This window comes from Akkermansia sp. NBRC 115031 (genome assembly GCF_030268505.1).
Classification (GTDB): Bacteria; Verrucomicrobiota; Verrucomicrobiia; order Verrucomicrobiales; family Akkermansiaceae; genus Akkermansia; species Akkermansia massiliensis.
Genome location: NZ_BSQU01000001.1, coordinates 377,943 through 395,555 on the forward strand (window position 1 = coordinate 377,943; position 17,613 = coordinate 395,555).

General features: G+C 58.0%; 19 protein-coding genes, 1 tRNA gene and 1 CRISPR repeat array. Of the genes, 10 read left to right on the top strand and 10 right to left on the bottom strand.

The window, feature by feature from the left end; genetic code table 11:
* Complete coding sequence (cas2, locus tag QSJ36_RS01480) at positions 1-291, top strand: CRISPR-associated endonuclease Cas2 (protein ID WP_285466370.1); 291 nt, start codon at positions 1-3, stop codon at positions 289-291.
* A gap of 202 nt (positions 292-493) precedes the next feature.
* Positions 494-1,196: a CRISPR direct-repeat array (repeat unit 33 nt; unit sequence GTCGCACTCCGCAAGGAGTGCGTGGATTGAAAC).
* A gap of 102 nt (positions 1,197-1,298) precedes the next feature.
* Here the strand turns inward: cas2 and QSJ36_RS01485 are convergent.
* Genes QSJ36_RS01485 through QSJ36_RS01495 form a run of 3 tightly spaced genes read right to left on the bottom strand, consistent with a single transcriptional unit; the run spans position 1,299 to position 2,523 of the window.
* Positions 1,299-1,562, bottom strand: a complete 264-nt coding sequence (locus QSJ36_RS01485; RefSeq protein ID WP_022398015.1) for a hypothetical protein — start codon at positions 1,560-1,562, stop codon at positions 1,299-1,301.
* The gene (locus tag QSJ36_RS01490; RefSeq protein ID WP_022398014.1) at positions 1,559-1,852 is read right to left on the bottom strand and encodes a BlaI/MecI/CopY family transcriptional regulator; all 294 of its coding nucleotides are present in this window, start codon (positions 1,850-1,852) and stop codon (positions 1,559-1,561) included. The genes QSJ36_RS01485 and QSJ36_RS01490 overlap by 4 nt, the downstream gene beginning before the upstream one ends.
* A gap of 50 nt (positions 1,853-1,902) precedes the next feature.
* The gene (locus QSJ36_RS01495) at positions 1,903-2,523 is read right to left on the bottom strand and encodes a hypothetical protein (protein WP_022398013.1); all 621 of its coding nucleotides are present in this window, start codon (positions 2,521-2,523) and stop codon (positions 1,903-1,905) included.
* Positions 2,524-2,812: 289 nt separating this feature from the next.
* Between QSJ36_RS01495 and QSJ36_RS01500 the strand changes: the two genes are divergently transcribed.
* The 4 genes from QSJ36_RS01500 to QSJ36_RS01515 are packed head-to-tail and all read left to right on the top strand — an operon-like array spanning position 2,813 to position 5,814.
* Entirely contained in the window at positions 2,813-3,019 is a 207-nt protein-coding gene (locus QSJ36_RS01500) for a hypothetical protein (protein WP_102728419.1), read from the top strand.
* Between the two features lie 8 nt (positions 3,020-3,027).
* The gene (locus QSJ36_RS01505; RefSeq protein ID WP_285466377.1) at positions 3,028-4,662 is read left to right on the top strand and encodes a portal protein; all 1,635 of its coding nucleotides are present in this window, start codon (positions 3,028-3,030) and stop codon (positions 4,660-4,662) included.
* A complete protein-coding gene (locus QSJ36_RS01510; protein ID WP_102722242.1) occupies positions 4,659-4,940 on the top strand; it encodes a hypothetical protein in 282 nt (93 codons plus the stop codon). Before QSJ36_RS01505 ends, QSJ36_RS01510 begins: the two co-directional genes overlap by 4 nt.
* Positions 4,933-5,814, top strand: coding sequence for a hypothetical protein (locus tag QSJ36_RS01515; protein WP_285466383.1), 882 nt, complete (start codon positions 4,933-4,935; stop codon positions 5,812-5,814). Before QSJ36_RS01510 ends, QSJ36_RS01515 begins: the two co-directional genes overlap by 8 nt.
* A gap of 415 nt (positions 5,815-6,229) precedes the next feature.
* Here the strand turns inward: QSJ36_RS01515 and QSJ36_RS01520 are convergent.
* A tRNA-Val gene (locus QSJ36_RS01520) sits at positions 6,230-6,304 on the bottom strand.
* A 172-nt stretch (positions 6,305-6,476) separates the two neighbouring features.
* On the opposite strand from QSJ36_RS01520, the gene QSJ36_RS01525 reads away from it, so the two are divergent.
* From QSJ36_RS01525 to QSJ36_RS01535, 3 genes are all read left to right on the top strand, one after another.
* Entirely contained in the window at positions 6,477-6,980 is a 504-nt protein-coding gene (locus tag QSJ36_RS01525; protein WP_022398008.1) for a thioredoxin family protein, read from the top strand.
* Between the two features lie 191 nt (positions 6,981-7,171).
* A complete protein-coding gene (locus QSJ36_RS01530; protein WP_022398007.1) occupies positions 7,172-7,516 on the top strand; it encodes a ferritin family protein in 345 nt (114 codons plus the stop codon).
* 296 nt (positions 7,517-7,812) lie between these two features.
* Complete coding sequence (locus QSJ36_RS01535) at positions 7,813-8,157, top strand: ferritin family protein (protein ID WP_102722244.1); 345 nt, start codon at positions 7,813-7,815, stop codon at positions 8,155-8,157.
* 56 nt (positions 8,158-8,213) lie between these two features.
* Here QSJ36_RS01535 and QSJ36_RS01540 read toward each other — a convergent pair whose 3' ends face one another.
* Positions 8,214-8,690: a C-GCAxxG-C-C family protein gene (locus tag QSJ36_RS01540; protein ID WP_102722245.1), complete on the bottom strand. Its 477-nt coding sequence runs from the start codon at positions 8,688-8,690 to the stop codon at positions 8,214-8,216.
* Positions 8,691-8,707: 17 nt separating this feature from the next.
* Positions 8,708-9,382 (bottom strand): DedA family protein, encoded by a 675-nt coding sequence (locus QSJ36_RS01545; RefSeq protein WP_240454312.1) that lies wholly within the window; start codon positions 9,380-9,382, stop codon positions 8,708-8,710.
* A 122-nt stretch (positions 9,383-9,504) separates the two neighbouring features.
* Between QSJ36_RS01545 and lpxB the strand changes: the two genes are divergently transcribed.
* Positions 9,505-10,611 (top strand): lipid-A-disaccharide synthase, encoded by a 1,107-nt coding sequence (lpxB, locus tag QSJ36_RS01550; RefSeq protein ID WP_285466391.1) that lies wholly within the window; start codon positions 9,505-9,507, stop codon positions 10,609-10,611.
* A 385-nt stretch (positions 10,612-10,996) separates the two neighbouring features.
* Here the strand turns inward: lpxB and gdhA are convergent, their stop codons facing one another.
* Positions 10,997-12,352, bottom strand: coding sequence for an NADP-specific glutamate dehydrogenase (gdhA, locus tag QSJ36_RS01555; RefSeq protein ID WP_022398002.1), 1,356 nt, complete (start codon positions 12,350-12,352; stop codon positions 10,997-10,999).
* 459 nt (positions 12,353-12,811) lie between these two features.
* Between gdhA and QSJ36_RS01560 the strand changes: the two genes are divergently transcribed.
* Positions 12,812-13,537 carry a PEP-CTERM sorting domain-containing protein gene (locus QSJ36_RS01560; RefSeq protein ID WP_102722249.1) on the top strand — a complete coding sequence of 242 codons (726 nt, stop codon included), beginning with the start codon at positions 12,812-12,814 and terminating at the stop codon, positions 13,535-13,537.
* A gap of 131 nt (positions 13,538-13,668) precedes the next feature.
* Here QSJ36_RS01560 and QSJ36_RS01565 read toward each other — a convergent pair whose 3' ends face one another.
* From QSJ36_RS01565 to QSJ36_RS01575, 3 genes are all read right to left on the bottom strand, one after another.
* Entirely contained in the window at positions 13,669-14,679 is a 1,011-nt protein-coding gene (locus QSJ36_RS01565) for a transposase (RefSeq protein WP_285466398.1), read from the bottom strand.
* Between the two features lie 488 nt (positions 14,680-15,167).
* Positions 15,168-16,958: a chloride channel protein gene (locus QSJ36_RS01570; protein ID WP_285466400.1), complete on the bottom strand. Its 1,791-nt coding sequence runs from the start codon at positions 16,956-16,958 to the stop codon at positions 15,168-15,170.
* Complete coding sequence (locus QSJ36_RS01575; protein WP_180971054.1) at positions 16,955-17,398, bottom strand: PTS sugar transporter subunit IIA; 444 nt, start codon at positions 17,396-17,398, stop codon at positions 16,955-16,957. Before QSJ36_RS01575 ends, QSJ36_RS01570 begins: the two co-directional genes overlap by 4 nt.
* Between the last annotated feature and the right edge of the window lie 215 nt (positions 17,399-17,613).

Here is a 17,613-nt window from a genome sequence, read left to right on the forward strand (position 1 = left end):
ATGTATATTCTCATTACTTATGATGTAGCTACGGATGACAAGGCCGGGCAGCGGCGGTTGCGTCAAGTTGTCCGCGCCTGTGAAAATATCGGTCAGAGAGTGCAGAATTCCGTGTTTGAATGTGAGCTGGCTCCGGCCCAATTGGTTGACATCAGGAACAAGCTGCTTAAGATTATTGATAACGAGAGCGACAGCCTGAGAATTTATCACATGGGGTCCAATTGGCATCATAAAATAGAGCAATTGGGCAAGGAGAAGAGTTTCGACATTTCCGGCCCTTTGATCATTTAAAAGCTGTCTGAGCACGGCCTTTGCGCCAACCCCAAGCTCACACCAATTTCCCGGGAGATCGGCGATTGGCGTAATACATTGGGAATGGAAGATTGACAGATGAATACTTAGAAGAGAAGGCTAGGTGATGATGGCCTTCTTCGGGAGGTTGGCGCAAAGTATCGTTTGCGCTGTTGAATAACAATGTATATGGTCAGGCGCAGTCGCACTCCGCAAGGAGTGCGTGGATTGAAACAATAAAGCAAGCTTATAATGAGCAACAAAGTTAGGTCGCACTCCGCAAGGAGTGCGTGGATTGAAACGGAAGGGGAAACGTTCATCCCTGTACCTGTGAAAGTCGCACTCCGCAAGGAGTGCGTGGATTGAAACAGATGGAGACTATATAGCCTCATACCGTAGCGCGGGTCGCACTCCGCAAGGAGTGCGTGGATTGAAACGACGGATGTCCGAATATTGGCTGCCAAGACGGCGTCGCACTCCGCAAGGAGTGCGTGGATTGAAACAGGGTCTATCATAGGCCCCTGCATTACCTTCCCGTCGCACTCCGCAAGGAGTGCGTGGATTGAAACATCCGACTGCGCTGCACGCGCTCCATAGAGCAATGTCGCACTCCGCAAGGAGTGCGTGGATTGAAACGCCAGTAGAGGGTTCACGCATGTGGCCTGGCAGCGTCGCACTCCGCAAGGAGTGCGTGGATTGAAACGAGCAACTGGCCGGCCGGGAGGTGATCCATGGCTGGTCGCACTCCGCAAGGAGTGCGTGGATTGAAACCTTTTTTCCCTGGCACAAGCAGCCGGAATACCGGGTCGCACTCCGCAAGGAGTGCGTGGATTGAAACTGGGCTGGCACGCAAGGGTGGCTTTCCATGCTGGGTCGCACTCCGCAAGGAGTGCGTGGATTGAAACATCGGAAAGGCTTGCTATGTCCGGATTTGCATAACTCTTCCTAAAAATGAAAAGCTCTCCAGGCTTGTTTGGTCTGGAGAGCTTTTTTTCGGGTTTCGTTGTTTATTTTTCAGCCGGGGGCTGCCGGTTCAGATCGAGTTCTGCGGGAGGGAGGGACTGGAGCAGGGTCAGAATGGGGTCCTGCGGTGCGGCGCCCGCTTCCCGCTGGCGTTTGAATTCCTCCTCTTCCTGCTGGAGGGCCGCCAGTTTGGTATCTTCCACCAGCGCCTTGAATTTGTCCGCCTGGGAGTATTCTCCATCCGTATCCCGGAAGACGCGGGCCAGCCAGCGGCGTTTTTCTTCCGTGCTGAGCAGGGGCTCTTTCATGGGCTGGGTAGGGTGTTTTTATCCAGCAGGTTTCCTGCAAGCTGTTCCCCATCCGCGGTGGGGCGGTAGACGTAAGGGCGGCTGTCCCCGAAGCGGTTGATGTATCCCTGTGCAATGAGGTCCTGCAGGATGTTGGTAACGGTATTGGGATGCAAGCGCGTGGCTTCCGTAATGGTACTGTGGCGCCTGTATCCGGCAATGACGGCCAGGATGACCTGGGCGCTGCTGAGGCGGAAGTCCAGCCTGCGGACGTTGGAGGCGAATATCTGTATGAAGTCCAGGGCTTTCATGAGCTTGTATTCACAAGTTGTTATTATGTTGCTGCCTTGTTATTCTCCTGTTATTCACATTCCTCCGGGCAGGCGGGCGACTTGATTTTCCTCAGCAGGTCCAGCAGGGGGTGGGAGTCGTTGGAGAAGCTCTGCACCGCATTGACGGTTGCCGCCTGCGGGAGAATGATTTTATGGAATTCCTGGTGAAGATTCTGGCGAAGGCTTTGGTTGCCCGTCAGGGGCATGGCCAGCTTTTCTGCCAGGCGGGTAGCCAGCGCGTCCATGAAGAGGGGATCGAATTGTTCGGCGTCTTCAATGTCGGCTATGTAGCTCATGGGCAGCGGCGCGCGGGAGGCGTGGATGCGCCTTCCCTGCATTTTCCATTCCGTGCATTCCACATCCAGCACGCGCAGGCAGTCCGCAGGCAGGGTGAATTGATAGGGTGTCAGGGAGTTGGGCGCCTGAGCGGAGACGGAGTCCAGCGTGGTTTGCGTGGTGGCGAAGGTCCAGCGCGCCATGCAGAGGGTTTCCCTCCGTGCCGGGTGGTAATGAAGAACGCAGAGACGGGATGCCGTGGATTCATTGGCAATCAGCGCGTCCAGCGGAGCCTCCCCTATTTTGGAGAGCGCCGCGTTGCAGATGTCCAGCGCGGAGGGAGTGTCCGGCTGAAGTAAGGATTCATTGATCATAACGCCACATGTTTGGCGGAAACGGATGCGGAATGCATCACGTTTGGGAACACCCTCTTTGATGCCACCGGTGGCACGTATGCGCCCGGTTTTTCCCCGGATGCATTTTCCTCCAATTCATCTATTTGATAAATGCATGCACCTTCCCGGGCAATTCCGGGCAGGTGAGGAGACCGCCCTTTTCCTCCGCGGGGAGCGAACGTTCCCGCCGCATGGATCGTCCGTGCGGCAGGCGGAAGGGGCCATCAGTATAAACCATGCATAGAAAGTAAAAGAGATTATGGGATTCATGAAACCGTCCACTCCTTCCACTCCAGCTCCGGAGCAGGCCATCCCGGTTAAGGCGGAGAGCGTGGGAGAGGAAGTGGGAGAAGATTATCAGGCCCGGGAGCGGCAGAGGCAGGGGATGATTTCCACCATTCTGGCGCGCCGCAATTCTTCCGTCGGGCAGGGGGAGGTCAATCCCCGGACCCTGCTTAGGAAAACCCTGGGATAGGCACCGCCATGGAAGAGAGAGTTGCGGAGCTGAATTCCGTGTACAAGTCCCTGGCCGCCCAGCGCGCGCCGTGGGAGACGTGGTGGGACTGCCTGAGGGATTACGTGCTGCCCCGCCGCCTGAACCGGGAAGGGGAGGTTTCCCTCCCCAACAGGGACGCCATGGACCGCATGACGGATACCACTGCCGTGGAGGCGTGCCAGAAGCTGGCCAGCGGCCATATGTCCTACATTACGCCCAGCCATGACGTGTGGTTCAAGTGGTCGGCTCCGGACGACCGGGGAGGGGACGAGGCGGAGGCCTGGTACAATCAGTGTTCGGAGATTGCCCTGAAGGAGCTGTCCGTTTCCAATTTCTATACGGAGATCCATGAGTGTTTTCTGGACCGCGTGGCTTTGGGGACCGGCAGTTTGTTTACGGGAACTTCCTCGGACGGAAGGCTGCTGTTCACCAATATTCCGTGCGGTCAGTTCGCCTGTGCGGAGAATGCGGAAGGCCGGGTGGATACCTACGTCAGGGAGTTTACCTATACCGCCCACCAGGCGCGTTCCATGTTCGGCATGAAGGCCCTGGGGCCCAGGGCGCGGGAGGTGCTGGAACGCGGCGGCAATCCGTACGCCACGTCCCTGAGGTTTCTGCACGTGGTGCGTCCGCGCACCCGCCGGAGCCGCCGCAGGGAGCAGGCCGCCCACATGCCGTTTGAAAGCGTGTATCTGTCCCTGGACGACCAAGTGATCGTGGAGGAGGGGGGATATATGGAGTTTCCCTACCTGGTAACCCGGTTTTTGAAGTGGGGCAGCGGTCCGTACGGCCTCGCGCCCGGCAGGCTGGTGTTTCCCGCCATCCAGCAGGTTCAGTTCCTGAACCGCATTCTGGACACGCTGGGGGAGGTGGCCGCCTTCCCACGCATTCTGGAGCTCGCCAACCAGATTGGGGAGGTGGACCTGCGTGCCGGCGGCAGAACCGTCATTACCCCGGAGGCCGCCTCCCTCCACCTTCCGCGGGAGTGGGCCACGCAGGGCAGGTATGACGTCGGGATGGACCGTCTGGCGCAGAAGCAGGACGCCATCCGGCGCGCCTATTACCTGCCCATGCTGGAGCTTTGGAGCGGCCACCGCGGCAGCATGACCGCCACGGAGGTGATGGCCCGGGAGAACGAGCGCGTGCTGATGTTTTCCCCGTCCTTCACGCTGTTTGTGAGTGATCTGTATTCCACCATGACGCGCATTTTCTCCCTGCTGTTCCGCATGGGCAAGTTTCCCAGGCCTCCCCGCGCCGTTCTGCGGGAGGGGAGGGACGGCTCCATTGCCGTCGGAGAGCCCAGGGTGGTGTACCAGTCAAAGATTGCGCTGGTGCTCAGGCGCTTGCAGAGCGAGGGGATGGACCGCAGCCTTCAGCGCCTGAATATGATGATGCAGGCCGCTCCGGATTTGGCGGATCATGTGGACTGGGACCATTGCTTCCGCCTGTCCACCCGTGTGGACGGCGCTCCGGAGAGCATGCTGAGGCCCTGGGCCGATGTCCAGGCCATGCGGAAGGAACGGGCGGACCGCCAGCAGGGGGCCGCACAGGCTCCGGCGGAAGAGGATCCGTACGCTTCCCTCAATCCCTTGCTTGACCAGTTAACCACGATTCAGGAATGAACCAGGATACGACATTGCAGCAGGAGGCCTCCGTCCGGGAGGCCCGTCTCAGAAGGCGCCAGCTTTTCCGGGTGTTTGACACTCCGGACGGGCGGGAGGCGCTGACCTTTCTGGAAGCCCGCTTCCAGACTGATTTGCCCGTTTTTCAAGGCAGCCCGGGGAGTTATGACCCCCTGGACGCCATGAGGCGCGATGCCTACAGGGAGGTTTTCCTGTACATCCGCCGTCAAGTTCAGTTAGCCATTAAAGAATCCACAGCAGAAGAAAAGAATGATTGATTCCATTGATAATAGTATGGCCCCTCCCTCCGGGGAGGCGGATTTTTCCGGGGCAGTTTCCCCGGAGGCGGAAGCGTTGACAGAAGCCGCGGCTCAAGCCGTGCCTCTTCCTTCCCTTCTGGGGGAGGACGGCGGTTTTGTTCCGGATTGGTATGCCCGGTTTGATGAGTTGAAGGGGATGGAGAAGTCCCTTTCCAAGTTCAAGACGCCGGAAGCGCTGGCGAAGAGTTATGCGGAGCTGGAGCGCCTGCGGCATTATCCCGGCGTGGAGAATGAGGAGCAGATGGCTCGGTTCCGCCGGATGGCCGGCCTGCCGGAATCGGAGGAAGATTACCGCCTGGAACGTCCGGAGTCCACGCCGGAAAGCGAGTGGAATGCAGGGCTCGCAGAACGCATGGCCCGCACGGCCTACCGTTACGGCGTACCGCCGGAAGCCATGAACGCTCTCCAGGAAACGATGGCCCAGGCATATGAGGAGGCCCGGGAACAGATGGCGGATTCCCGGATGGAGATGGAAACGCAGGCGGAACAGTCCCTGCAGCAGGAATGGGGCGCCAATTATGAGCGCAACATGGGCAGGGCTACCGCCGCACTCCAGCGGCTTGCGTCCGAGACGGGAGTGGATGCGGATGCCCTGCTTGACAATCCGGGGCTAGGGTCCAATCCGGACGTCATCCGCCTGCTGTACCAGGCCTCACGCCTGCTTGATGAAGCTCCTCTTCATCATTCGGGGGCCGCAACGCCCTCCCCGGCAGAGGAAGCCATGCGCATGGAGTCGGATCCCTCCCATCCGCTTTATGAGGCGTATATGAATGTGAACCATCCCAATCACAGATACGCCAATGAGTTATACGACCGTTTGACTTCCCGGTAGCCGTCCGGGCCGTTTCAGCAACGGAATTGGTTGAAAAGCAAGCCCGGCGGGAGAATTCTTCCGCCGGGCTTTTAATGGTCATTATTTCATCAGGGAAGGAGGGTCAAGGGCTGGGGCCTTCATCTGCCTTCATACCTTTAGCGTCCCGAAACAGGGCTTGCGTTCAAAAAAAGTTGGAAAAATATTTTTTTCCGTATGGATGGAGGAGGGAGGAAGATATGACTTATACCTTTTACCGTAAGTAGGTATGGATAGTATTTCCACACTTATTCTTATTCAGGCAGCTTCCATCAATTTTTACACAAACCGTCCGTTGATGCTGGCATTTTTCAACAGGAGCCAGACCGCATCATCCCATTCATCAGGGAGGGGCAATAAAAAATCCCGTCCGGAAAGGGACGGGATTTTAGGAAGATGGTACGCGGTATAGGATTTGAACCTACGACCTCCACCATGTCAAGGTGTTGCTCTACCACTGAGCTAACCGCGCGTTTTGGAAGTGCGGGCAGATTATTACCCGATTAAGGCGGAAAGAGCAATACTTTTTTTGAAAGCGGTCCATTTTGTGAAAGGGGGAGGAAGCATTCCTGCCGGGAGGAAGACGCTGATTTTTCTTCCTATGCGGTGTATTTTTGCTAATTTGGGAAGAACATTTCACAAGTATGATGAACAGACATTTTATTTTTGCGTTGTGCGCCGTCTTGGGATTCAGCGTTTCCGGCGTTTCCATGGCCCAGAGCACTCCCGCGGACAAGGAAGCCGCCGCCAAGGCCGCCAAGGCGGCGAAGGTGAAATTCCGCTGGGGCAAGAGCCTGAAGAGCGCCCAGAAGCAGGCGGAGGAAACCGGCCTTCCCATCGTCCTTCTTTTCACGGGAACGTCCTGGTGCGGCTACTGCATTAAGCTGGAGAAGGAAATCCTTTCCAAGAAGGAATTCAAACAGGGCATGGACGGCGTGGCTATCGGCGTCAAGTTCGAGTTCGGCAGTTCTGATTTCAGCAAGTCCAAGGAAGCCAAGACGTATAGAATCACCGGTGTTCCGGCCATGGTCGTGGTGGACGCGGAGGGCAAGGAACTGGGCCGCACGGGTTATATTCCCGGCCAGACTCCTGTCCAGTACGTTGAATTTTTCAAGAAGTACGCGCCCAAGACTGCGGAGGCCAAGTAACGTATTTGTTCCGGATCGGAACGTTTTCAGCAGGAGCGGCGGCAGAACAACCGTCGCTCCTGCCGTGTTTTGGGAAGAAAGATGAGAAATTTCCCCTACACTGTTTTTGATGGCGCAAGTTCAAAAGAAGCTCCATGATATTATGACAAACGCATATTGAATGAAGGATTTGCCCATCCGGTCCTACCTGCATGCCTGAATTTACAAACGCATTTAGCGGATTGAAGGAAGGCCGGATGCTTACCCATGATGAATTGGTAAGGGCTATCCGGTTCATGATTGCTGCGGAATATGAATCTATTCAGATTTATACCCAGCTTGCCGCATCCATTGATCACAAATTGGCCCAGGAAGTTCTTTGGGATATTTCCAATGAAGAAAAGGAACACGCGGGCGAATTCCTCCGCCTTCTTCAAGTGCTGGCCCCGGACGAACAGGGCTTCTACGATGAAGGGATGGGGGAAACCAATGAAAAGATCGACAAATTGAAGGCGTCCTGCCCGGACGGCAAATGCAGTTCCCAAGCCGCCCATTAAAGGGCTTTCCAGCCGCCACTGCAAGACGCCCGGTTTTCTCCGCGAAAAATCCGGGCGTTTTCTCATGCCGCGCATGTGTCCCGGCTCGCCTCTTTCATTTCATGCCGACAGTGGGGAAAGTCCCGCAGCGGGAAAATTGAGGAGGGAAAAACTGCCGTTTCCTCATATGGAAAAAAGCCGGAATGCGATGCTGGATTCCTTAGACCGTTTTCAATGGAAAAAGTTCAAAGAATGTCGCGAAAAATATATGACAAAAACATTTTGAATACATTAGTGGTGATTTGAGTCATACCTGCATGCCTGAATTTACAAATGCATTTAGTGGACAAAAAGAAGACCGGATGCTTACCCATGACGAATTGGTAAGGGCCATCCGGTTCATGATTGCTGCGGAATATGAGGCCATCCAGCTTTATACCCAGCTTGCGGAATCCATCGATAACAAGCTTGCGCAGGAAGTCCTTTTGGACATTTCCAATGAAGAAAAGGAACACGCGGGCGAATTCCTCCGCCTCCTTCAAGTGCTGGCCCCGGATGAACAGGGCTTCTACGATGAAGGGATGGGTGAAACCAATGAAAAAATTGACAAATTGAAGGCGTCCTGCCCGGACGGCAAATGCAGTTCCCAGGCCGCTCATTGACGGAATCTTCCGTCTGATTAAAATGCCCGGTTTCCCTCCATGGGTGACCGGGCATTTTAATGATGCCGGGCTTTTGCTTCCAGCTCGGCCCCGTGGCGGGCGCAGAAGGCAATGCAGCGTTCACAGGGGCGGGAGGCGTAGTAGGCGGCGGTTCTTTCTCCGGGGCGCGCCGTCTCCGCAGCCAGGCGTTCCGGAGACAATCCCAGCAGTTCCCTGCAGTAAAGCGTGCCGAATTCCTGCTTGAAGGAGGCGGCCAGTGATTGGACCAGGGAAAAGATTTTTTCCTTTTCTCCGGTTTCCGGAGAGCTGTTTCCATACAGGCTCCCCGCCAGCATGCTCAGTCCGCAAAAAGCGCCGCATACCTCCCGCATGCGTCCGATGCCCGCTCCCAGGGGGGAGGAGAGCTTCAGGGCCGTTTCCTCCGTCAGGCCGCAGACGTCTGCAAAAGCCGCAAAGACGGACTGGGAACAGTTGTATCCCTGGTGGAAGTAATCCAGCGCCCGGACTGCCCGGTCTTCCTTGGAACCGTTCATGGGAAAAAGGTTTTCTTTTACTGCTCCTTTTCAGCGGGAGCGTCCGCTGCGGCGTCTTCCGGTTTTTTGCGGTCCGTCAGGCGCAGCATGAGGATGTAGCAGACGGCCAGCACCAGCACGGCCAGAATAAGGGGAAGGCTTTCGCTCTTGACGGTGGAAATCAGCTCCTCCGGGGACTTGAGCAGTTCCGGATGCCGTTCCCCGATGCGGTGGCCGTACCAGGCGAGCACCGTGCACCAGACAAACGCGCCGAGCACGGTGACCAGGGAAAAGACGCCGAAGCCCATGCGGACAATGCCTGCGGGAATGGAGATCAGGTGCCGGATGACGGGCAGAAGGCGGGCGAAGAAAACGCCTGACACCTCATACCGCTGGAGGAAGACTTCCGCCTTCTCCACCTTGTTGGGCGGCATGAAAAAGAATTTGCCCCAGCGCATGATGACCGGGCGCCCCACAATACGGGCTACGGCGTAGGTAATGGCGGATCCCAGCCAGGAGCCGAACGTTCCGGCAACCACCACCCCCCAGAAGCTCATGGATGCTCCATCCTGGGCGGACAGAATGGCCGCAGGCGGGATGACTACCTCACTGGGGACGGGGAAAATGGAGCTTTCCATGGCCATCAGGACGATGACGCCCGCATATCCCCAGTCCTGCACCCAGGACATCCAAAGTGAGATCAACTCATGCATAACGGCGCGTATCTTGCATTAAAATCCTTGAAAGAAAAGTCTTTTATTGCACCTTGGAAAAGAGGCTGGTAAGGTTGGAAGGCATACGGCGCGCGCCGTTGCAGAGAGTGATGAAGCTTTACATGATAGCAGGCGAGAAGAGCGGGGACATTCACGGAGCCCTGCTGTTGAAGAATCTGCTGCGCCTGATGCCCGGCATGGAGGTCAGGGGACTGGGCGGCCACGGCATGCATGCGTTATGCCCCGGCGTGGAGGATTGGGCGGATGAAGCCGCCGTCATCGGCGTGGTGGAGGTGCTCAAGAAATACGGGTGGTTCCGGAAGCGTTTTCTCTCCATTCTGGAGCGGATACGGCAGGACCAGCCGGACTGCCTCATTCTGATCGACTACCCGGGATTCAACCTGCGTCTGGCGGAAAAGGTGCGCAAGTGCTGCCCGCATACCAAAATCATTTATTTTATTTCCCCGCAGGTATGGGCATGGCACCGCGGCCGCATTCCCAAGATGGTGCGCATGCTGGACCTGATGATGTGCATCTTCCCCTTTGAGGCTCCCTTGTTCCAGGAAGCCGGGCTGAAAACGGAGTTCGTAGGGCACCCCCTGGTGGACGAGATTGCTTCCATCCGGAAGGATGACGTCCGGGAGGCGTCCCTGGTCGGTCTCTTTCCCGGCAGCCGGAACCGTGAGATTGACAGGCATTTCCCGGTGTTGATAGAGGTGGTCCGCCGCCTTTCCGGGGAACGGCCGGAGCTGTCTTTTGAAACCGCAGCTTCCACGGAGGCGCTTGCAGAAAGAATGCGCGGCATGGCGCAGAAGGCCGGCATGCCGCCGGAGCTGTTCCACATTACGGTGGGGGGATATCATGAACTGATGGACCGCGCCGCCGTGGGGGTGGTGGCTTCCGGCACCGCCACGATGGAGGCCGCCTTGCACCGGCTTCCGTACATGCTGGTGTACAAGGTTCCCCTGCTCACGTACTGGATGGCGCGCATGCTTATTAAAATACGCTTCATCGGCATGGTGAACATTCTGGCGCAGAAATCCGTAGTCAAGGAGCTGATCCAGTTTGATTTTACGCCGGACAAGGTGATTGAGGAAATAGAACGCCTGCTGGTTCCGGAAAACAGGGATGCCCTGCTGGCGGACATGAAGCAGGCCTCCGACAAGCTGGGGCAGGGCGGAGCGGCGGAACACGCGGCCCAGGCCGTCTGCCGTCTGCTGAAGGAGTAATGCTCCGGTTTTTTGACGATTTGAACCGGGAAGAATTGCGCCGGCCGTTTTATTGATGGAAACGGGTTCGCAACCGGAATGGGGAAAATACATCCGTGGCCGTTGTCCGGTGAAATGCCGGTTCCGTTTTTCCATTCTGTCTCCCGGTCCGGACCAGGGGATTTGTTGCCGTGAATTCCCGGTGAACGTTCCTTTTGGAATCGGGAGTAGTTTTTCAGGCGGAAAAATCCTTCTGTGGAATGTTCCTGCTCGTTCTGCCGGGCGCAGCATTTAAAGCTATTTCCGGGCCGGAGAGGCCCCTTGAAAGGAATAAAAGAAAAGCGCCGGGCGAACCCGGCGCTTCTGTTGTGTTTTACGTTGGCAGCAAGTGTGTCACAACCGGGACTCAAACCACTCCCTGGTCGATCATGGAATCCGCCACCTTCACGAAGCCGGCAATGTTGGCGCCGGTGACGTAGTTGGTGAAGGATTTGTCGGAAGAGTATTCCTGGGCGTGGGCCAGGGCGTTCGCGTGGATGTTGGCCATGATGCTCTTCAGCTTGTGGTCCACTTCCTCCCGCGTCCAGGAGAGGCGCTGGCTGTTCTGGGACATTTCCAGACCGGAGGTGGCCACGCCGCCGGCGTTGGCGGCCTTGGCCGGGCCGTACAGGATTTTGGCGGCCAGGTAGGTTTCAATGCCTTCCAGGTCCGTGGGCATGTTGGCGCCTTCCGCCACCAGGGTACAGCCGTTCTTGATGAGGGTGCGGGCGTCTTCTCCGTTGATTTCGTTCTGCGTGGCGGAGGGGAAGGCGCAGTCGCACGGGACGCTCCAGGGACGCTGGCCTTCAAAGTACTGCGCCTTCGGGAACTGCTTCACGTATTCCGCAATGCGGCCGCGGCGATTGTTCTTGAGTTCCATGACCCAGGCCAGTTTTTCCGGGGAAATGCCGTCCGGATCGTAAATGTAGCCGTTGGAATCGGACATCGTGACGGGCTTCGCGCCCAGTTCGTTGAGTTTTTCCACCGTGTACTGGGCCACGTTGCCGGAGCCGGACACCAGGCAAACCTTGCCCTGCAAATCGTCGTTGCGGGTGGCGAGCATGTTCTGGGCGAAGTACACGCAGCCGTAGCCGGTGGCTTCCGGACGGATGAGGGAACCGCCCCAGTTCAGGCTCTTGCCGGTGAGAACGCCGGTGAATTCATTGCGGATTCTCTTGTACTGGCCGAAGAGGTAGCCGATCTCGCGGCCGCCCACGCCGATGTCCCCGGCGGGAACGTCCGTATCCGCGCCGATGTGGCGCTGGAGTTCCGTCATGAAGCTCTGGCAGAAGCGCATCACTTCATTATCGCTCTTGCCCTTGGGGTCGAAGTCGGAGCCTCCCTTGCCGCCGCCCATGGGCAGGGTGGTGAGGGAGTTCTTGAAAACCTGTTCAAAGCCCAGGAACTTCAGAATGCCGAGGTTCACGCTGGGGTGGAAGCGGAGGCCGCCCTTGTACGGCCCGATGGCGCTGTTGAATTCCACACGGTACCCGCGGTTCACCTGAACCTTGCCCCGGTCGTCGATCCACGGCACGCGGAACAGGATGGTTCTTTCCGGTTCCACGATCCGTTCCAGAATCGCGTGGTCTTCATACTTGGAATTCGCGGCCAGAACCGGCTCAATCGTGTTGAGCACTTCCTGAACGGCCTGGATGAATTCTTTTTCGTGGCTGTTCCTGGTTTTCACCAAGTCGAGCACGCGCTGGGAATATGTCTGTGCCATCTTCTCTGTTGTTGTATTTGGGTTGACGCTTCACGCGCGGTTTTTCGCACGCGCTTTTCGTTTATCATTCCGCGGCGCGGACTGGCAATCATTTTTTTCCCCGGAAAGTGTAAAGGGTCAGCAGGAAAATAGAAAATATCTTTTCATGTTGTAATTTGTAAACTGACCCCTATGGACGATGGATATTCGTTCATACGGCATATTCCGGGGGGTGGAAACCGGAGGACATACCTGGTAATCCGGCTTCTTTTTCCCCGGAGGCGGATTTTGAATCCGGTGTCAATAAGGAATGAATGAAAAAGAAAAAGTTATCAGGAAACGCCGCTGTGCCACAGACGGAATTCGCCTGTGATGAATGGACGGGACATTTTTTATAAACAGGCGGTTTTCTGCGTCTTGCGTGATTGTCCGGATTCAAAATCCTTAAACTGGCCTCCATTGTCAGAATAGTCAAAAACCATGAAGAAAACATTATTCCTGCTTATTTCCGGAGGGGCTTTTTCCATCGCCCAGGCGGCTTCCGTTTTTGTGGACGTGTACAGGGATGGCCCAGGCAGAGACGGCATGAACCAGTACACTTCCAATGCTGCGGCTGTTCTCCCCTTGGCGGACGCTTCCGGAAGCGATACTCCCTACACGCTTAAAATCGTTAAAAGCGCCGGGAATTTCTTTAACACGGAGCTTTCCGCCGTAACTCCCGGGGAGGGTGACCCTGCCTATTACGCCTATTACCAGAACAAGGCGGCGATGACGGATCTGGTCAATACCCTCGGTTCTTTTGATTACGGTGCGCTGTCCTCCTACATGGCTCCCGGCGCCGGAGGCTCCACCACATCCTCCATTCAATTGGGGGGGCTGACGGTGGGAGACACGGTGACATTTTACATGTTCATTTCCAGTATCGTGGCCGCTCCGGGGGCCACTACCGTGACCGGGGGAACCGGCACCTTTGAATACGCGGCAACGGACGGGACCGGTTTTTCGTCCACGCCTTCCTTCGCCAACGGCAAGCTGACCCTGGTCAAATGGACAGGGGAGGCGACGGCGGATACTCTTGATTTCCGTATCGGAGGGCAGAAAGCCGGGGTTGCGGCCATGGCGTTTTCAGTTGTTCCGGAACCGGCTTCGGCATCCATGGGATTGCTTGGGCTGGCCGCTATGCTGGTGCGCCGGCGCAGGGCATAACATCGTTCGCTCCGGCGTTCTTTATCCTGTCACGGGGTGATGTCCGGAGGGACGGCATGGTTCCCTCCCTCCGGATTTTTCCATGTGACGGGCCGGGAGAAGCTTCTTTTGGACGCTCCCGCAGGGAAAAATCAGGCGGTCAGGCGTTCGATCCATGCCCGCGTCTTCAAGTCCGTTTCCGCCATCTTCTTGGCCCGGTGGAGCAGGGTGCCCATGGATTTGGGAATGCCCATGTGCAGGCGGTTGCTGATCCAGGCGTACGGAACCAGCGTGCTTTGCCGGACGGCCAGGGCAATGATGAGCTTGGACGGATGGCTGTAGGGCGTGACGAGCAAGTCCTCCTCCGAGAGCCCGAACGCTTTCAGGCCGTTTTTCACAATGATCTCCGCCTGGTATTCCCCTATTTCCGAGGCGCGCATGCCCGTCGTGACGGGCTTTCTGCGCGCCAGCCGGGGAAGTTCGCCCACCAGCCTGGCGCGAAAGGCGCTGGAGCCGTAGCACCAGCCCCGCTGGACGGTGCCGGGGCCCACATGGTCGGCGGGGAGCAGGGAGCGTTCGTCCATGCGTTCCGCTTCAAAGCGGCCCATCAGGTGGTTAAGGTACTTCTGGCGGCCGTCGTCCGTGTCGTCGCAGCCAAAGCAGACGAGGCCGCGCTCCGGATGAATCCACTTGGGCCTTTTGGCGGGCGCGTCCAGCCATGCGGGCAGGCTGGTCCATTTGCAGCCGGAAAGGAACGTGTGGCGGCGTGCCAGGCCGGACCGCGCCGGATTCAGATGGATATAGTCGATGATGGTGGAAAAATAGTGGGCGTTTTCCGCTTCCACCACCATGGCGTGGTACCTGCCCGCAAACAGGTGGCCCCGCATGCGGTGGCGCGCGTTGAAACGCTGGGTGTAGGCAGTCTGGAGCCATTTCATGCCGTCCACCAGGTTCGCGCGCGCGGTCTGGAAGAGAATGTGGTAGTGGTTGGCCATCAGGGCATAGGCGTACACGGTCCAGCCGCTTCTGCGGGCCGCCTCCTGGAAAGTGCGCAGAAAGGTCTCCCTGTCTTCGTCGTCCAGGTAAATGGCGTCTCCGCGGTTGCCCTCGCTCTGCACGTGATAGACCGCTCCAGGGTATTCTATTCTCAGGGTACGGCTCATGCCGGAAGCGTACCGGATGAGGTCAAAAATGCAAGTTTGTTGTTATTTTTAACCTGACCCCTATTGCGAAAAAAGAGGGTGGAAAAAATGCGTTTTTAAGCGGGTCCGTGTTTCCGGAAAGGGGGAGCCCGCCTCCGGTGAACGCCGGACAGGATGCTGCCGGGAAAGACCGGGAAGCCCTTTGCCCGGATGGCAGCGGCGCAGCCATGCCGGCGTTTCCCCGTCTTTTTTCATGAAAGGTTTGCGGAGGAATGAGGCGCCGGAGAAGGCCGCGGTGTTTTATTCCCTGAATTCCGTCGGGAGCGCCGCATGCCAATGCGGCGACGGAAAAGAAAAAGGGAGCCAGCGGACGAAGAGAAAAGAGAAGGCTTCCTTTGAATTAACGGAGAGGGTTGCCTTTGTCCGTGTATTTTTTAAGAGCCCCTGGGGCCTGGTGCGCTTCCCGCGGGTCTTCCCGGAACCAGGGCGCGGCCCGGAAAACGCCTCTCCTATTGCAGCTTTTCCCGCCGCATGATTTCGGAGAGCACCAGGTAAAGGTCCGTCTTGTTGACCACTCCCAGCAGCAGATCGTTGTTCGGGTTCACCAGCGCCAGGGATTCCGAGCAGTGGGGGCGCGAGAAGATGCCCAGAGCTTCCGGAAGGTGCATGTCCGCGGGAAGCGTGGGCATGTCGCTGCGCAGCACGTCCATGGCCAGGACGGCCTGGGCCAGTTCCTTGTTGCGGGCGAAGGCCGCCACATCTTCCGCTACCACGCTGCCCAGGTATTTGCCCGCCGGGGAGGTGACGAAGATGGGCTGCGCCGGGTTCTTGATGAGCATGGAGGCAATCGTGCCGAATTTATCCAGCGGGTGGACCACGGGCGGGTCCTTGCGCGCCACGTCCTGGAGCTGCACCTGGGCCAGGGGCTTGTCAAAGGTGCTTCTGGGTCCGAAGGCCAGGGAATCATGGTACATGGACTGGGCCTTGGTGAGCCTCGCCATGCCGTAGGAGACCAGAACGCCGATGATCAGGGGGAACATCATGTGCCCGGCCATGGTGAATTCCACTACCAGCACCAGGGAGGTGATGGGGGCGTTGGCCGCCGTGGTGAAGAAGGCGGCCATGCCCACCAGGGAATAGGCGATGGCATGGTCCCCCGGAACTCCGAGCTGGGTGAGCGCCGCGCTGAACAGGAAGCCGCAGACGCTCCCGATGGTCAGGCTGGGCGTCAGGGCCCCCCCCACCGTACCCACGCCGAAGACGATGGCGACGGTGAAGATTTTCAGGAATAGCAGGATGCCGGCCCTCGTGGCGTCAAATTCATAATGAATGAGGGAAGTGATGATGTTTTTGCCGTTCCCCACGATTTCCGGGTAAAAGATGGCGATGACGCCCACCAGCATCCCTGCGGCCATCAGGCGCACGGGAAGCCACTGGCGCTTCCCGTTCAGGTACTGGCGCGATTTTTTGAGGATCAGGAGCCAGAAGCTGGCGACCAGGGAGGCCAGCGCGCCCAGCAGAACGCACCAGAGCACATGCTGGTTGCCCGTCAGGGACACTTCCTGCTGGAGCTGGTAGATGGGGGCCGGTTCATGGAACAGGCCCATGGTGAAGTATCCGGCGCAGCTCGCCACCAGCAGGGGGGCGAGAAAGTCAATGGTCAGCGCGCCCAGCACGATTTCACTCACGAACAGGCCGCCGGCCAGGGGCGTATGGAAGGCGGAGGACATGCCGGAGGCGGCGGCGCAGGCAACCACCAGGCGCAGGCGCGGGGCGGAGAGATGGAAGAAGCGGCCCAGGGCGGACCCCACCACGGCGGCGGCCTGCACCAGCGGGCCTTCACGGCCGATGGAGGCGCCGGAACCTACGGAGAAAACGGCGGACAGGGAGCGCAGCAGGCTGGGCTTGGGCGGCACATAGCCGTTGCCCAGCGCCACGGCTTCCATGTATTCCGTGGCCTTGGCCGGGACAAAGCGGTGGGTGAAGAGAAGGGTGAGGCCGGCCAGCAGGCCGCCCGCCGCCGGAACGAAGATGCACCAGGTCCAGTCCTGGCTGGCCATTTCCTGAAAGACCTGGATTTGCTTGTAGCTGGTGCGTCCCGTCAGGACGTCCTGCACCAGTTCCACCCCCATTTCAAAAACAAGGGCCGTCAGGGCGCCCAGCGCGCCGACGACGACTGCCCAGATGAAGATGACTTGCTTGTCACCCAGCTTGACCTTTTCACGCAGGCTCAGCGCCATGCGCAGCCATGACCATGAAATGCGCGTCTTCGCCGCAGGCTGGTTCTTCTTGTCCGTCATTGCAGGGCGTGTTGAAGGGACGCCAGCAGGCTGGCTTCGTCTCCCGTCCATTCCCCGTTGGGGCCCAGGGGAGCGTTTTTATGCCACCGCAGCAGCTTCTGCATGGTGGTCAGGTAGCCGGTCACCATGGCGGTGGGAACGCCCAGCATCACGATGAGGTGGGCATTGCGTGCGTCATCCGGCCAGAGGACGCCTTCCGGACTGATGCCTACGGTGACTTGCATGGAGTCCAGCGCGCTGGTGCGCCCGTGGGGGACGGCCAGGCCGTGGTCCAGATAGGTGGTTTGCGTTTCCTCGCGCAGAAGGACCGCATTCTTGATGTGCCTTAGCTGACGTTCGTCAAGGACTTCCGCCATGGAATCCGTCAAGGTTTCCAGAGCCTGTTCCTGAGTGGTTGCGGGCTGGAACGTGCGTACGTGAATTTGAAGATTGTCTGCCACCGGGTCTGCTAAAGGCTTTTGGCTTTTAATTCTATGAAGGGAACCATGATTATCAAGGAAATTCTGGCCTGCGTACGGGGAAGGAGGCTTTCCCTGTGAATTGGGGCGGACAAAAAGGACCCCCGCGCCTTTCCGGCGCGGCTTTTTTGACACAAACGCGGCGGAACGGCCTGTTTTTAGGCTTTCTCTTCCGCGGGAATGAAGCTACCCTGCCG

Coding starts and splice junctions, on each gene's coding strand:
- cas2 (WP_285466370.1), top strand. CDS start 1: ATGTATATTCTCATTACTTATGATGTAGCTACGGATGACAAGGCCGGG.
- QSJ36_RS01485 (WP_022398015.1), bottom strand. CDS start 1,562: ATGAAAGAGCCCCTGCTCAGCACGGAAGAAAAACGCCGCTGGCTGGCC.
- QSJ36_RS01490 (WP_022398014.1), bottom strand. CDS start 1,852: ATGAAAGCCCTGGACTTCATACAGATATTCGCCTCCAACGTCCGCAGG.
- QSJ36_RS01495 (WP_022398013.1), bottom strand. CDS start 2,523: ATGATCAATGAATCCTTACTTCAGCCGGACACTCCCTCCGCGCTGGAC.
- QSJ36_RS01500 (WP_102728419.1), top strand. CDS start 2,813: ATGAAACCGTCCACTCCTTCCACTCCAGCTCCGGAGCAGGCCATCCCG.
- QSJ36_RS01505 (WP_285466377.1), top strand. CDS start 3,028: ATGGAAGAGAGAGTTGCGGAGCTGAATTCCGTGTACAAGTCCCTGGCC.
- QSJ36_RS01510 (WP_102722242.1), top strand. CDS start 4,659: ATGAACCAGGATACGACATTGCAGCAGGAGGCCTCCGTCCGGGAGGCC.
- QSJ36_RS01515 (WP_285466383.1), top strand. CDS start 4,933: ATGATTGATTCCATTGATAATAGTATGGCCCCTCCCTCCGGGGAGGCG.
- QSJ36_RS01525 (WP_022398008.1), top strand. CDS start 6,477: ATGATGAACAGACATTTTATTTTTGCGTTGTGCGCCGTCTTGGGATTC.
- QSJ36_RS01530 (WP_022398007.1), top strand. CDS start 7,172: ATGCCTGAATTTACAAACGCATTTAGCGGATTGAAGGAAGGCCGGATG.
- QSJ36_RS01535 (WP_102722244.1), top strand. CDS start 7,813: ATGCCTGAATTTACAAATGCATTTAGTGGACAAAAAGAAGACCGGATG.
- QSJ36_RS01540 (WP_102722245.1), bottom strand. CDS start 8,690: ATGAACGGTTCCAAGGAAGACCGGGCAGTCCGGGCGCTGGATTACTTC.
- QSJ36_RS01545 (WP_240454312.1), bottom strand. CDS start 9,382: ATGCATGAGTTGATCTCACTTTGGATGTCCTGGGTGCAGGACTGGGGA.
- lpxB (WP_285466391.1), top strand. CDS start 9,505: ATGATAGCAGGCGAGAAGAGCGGGGACATTCACGGAGCCCTGCTGTTG.
- gdhA (WP_022398002.1), bottom strand. CDS start 12,352: ATGGCACAGACATATTCCCAGCGCGTGCTCGACTTGGTGAAAACCAGG.
- QSJ36_RS01560 (WP_102722249.1), top strand. CDS start 12,812: ATGAAGAAAACATTATTCCTGCTTATTTCCGGAGGGGCTTTTTCCATC.
- QSJ36_RS01565 (WP_285466398.1), bottom strand. CDS start 14,679: ATGAGCCGTACCCTGAGAATAGAATACCCTGGAGCGGTCTATCACGTG.
- QSJ36_RS01570 (WP_285466400.1), bottom strand. CDS start 16,958: ATGACGGACAAGAAGAACCAGCCTGCGGCGAAGACGCGCATTTCATGG.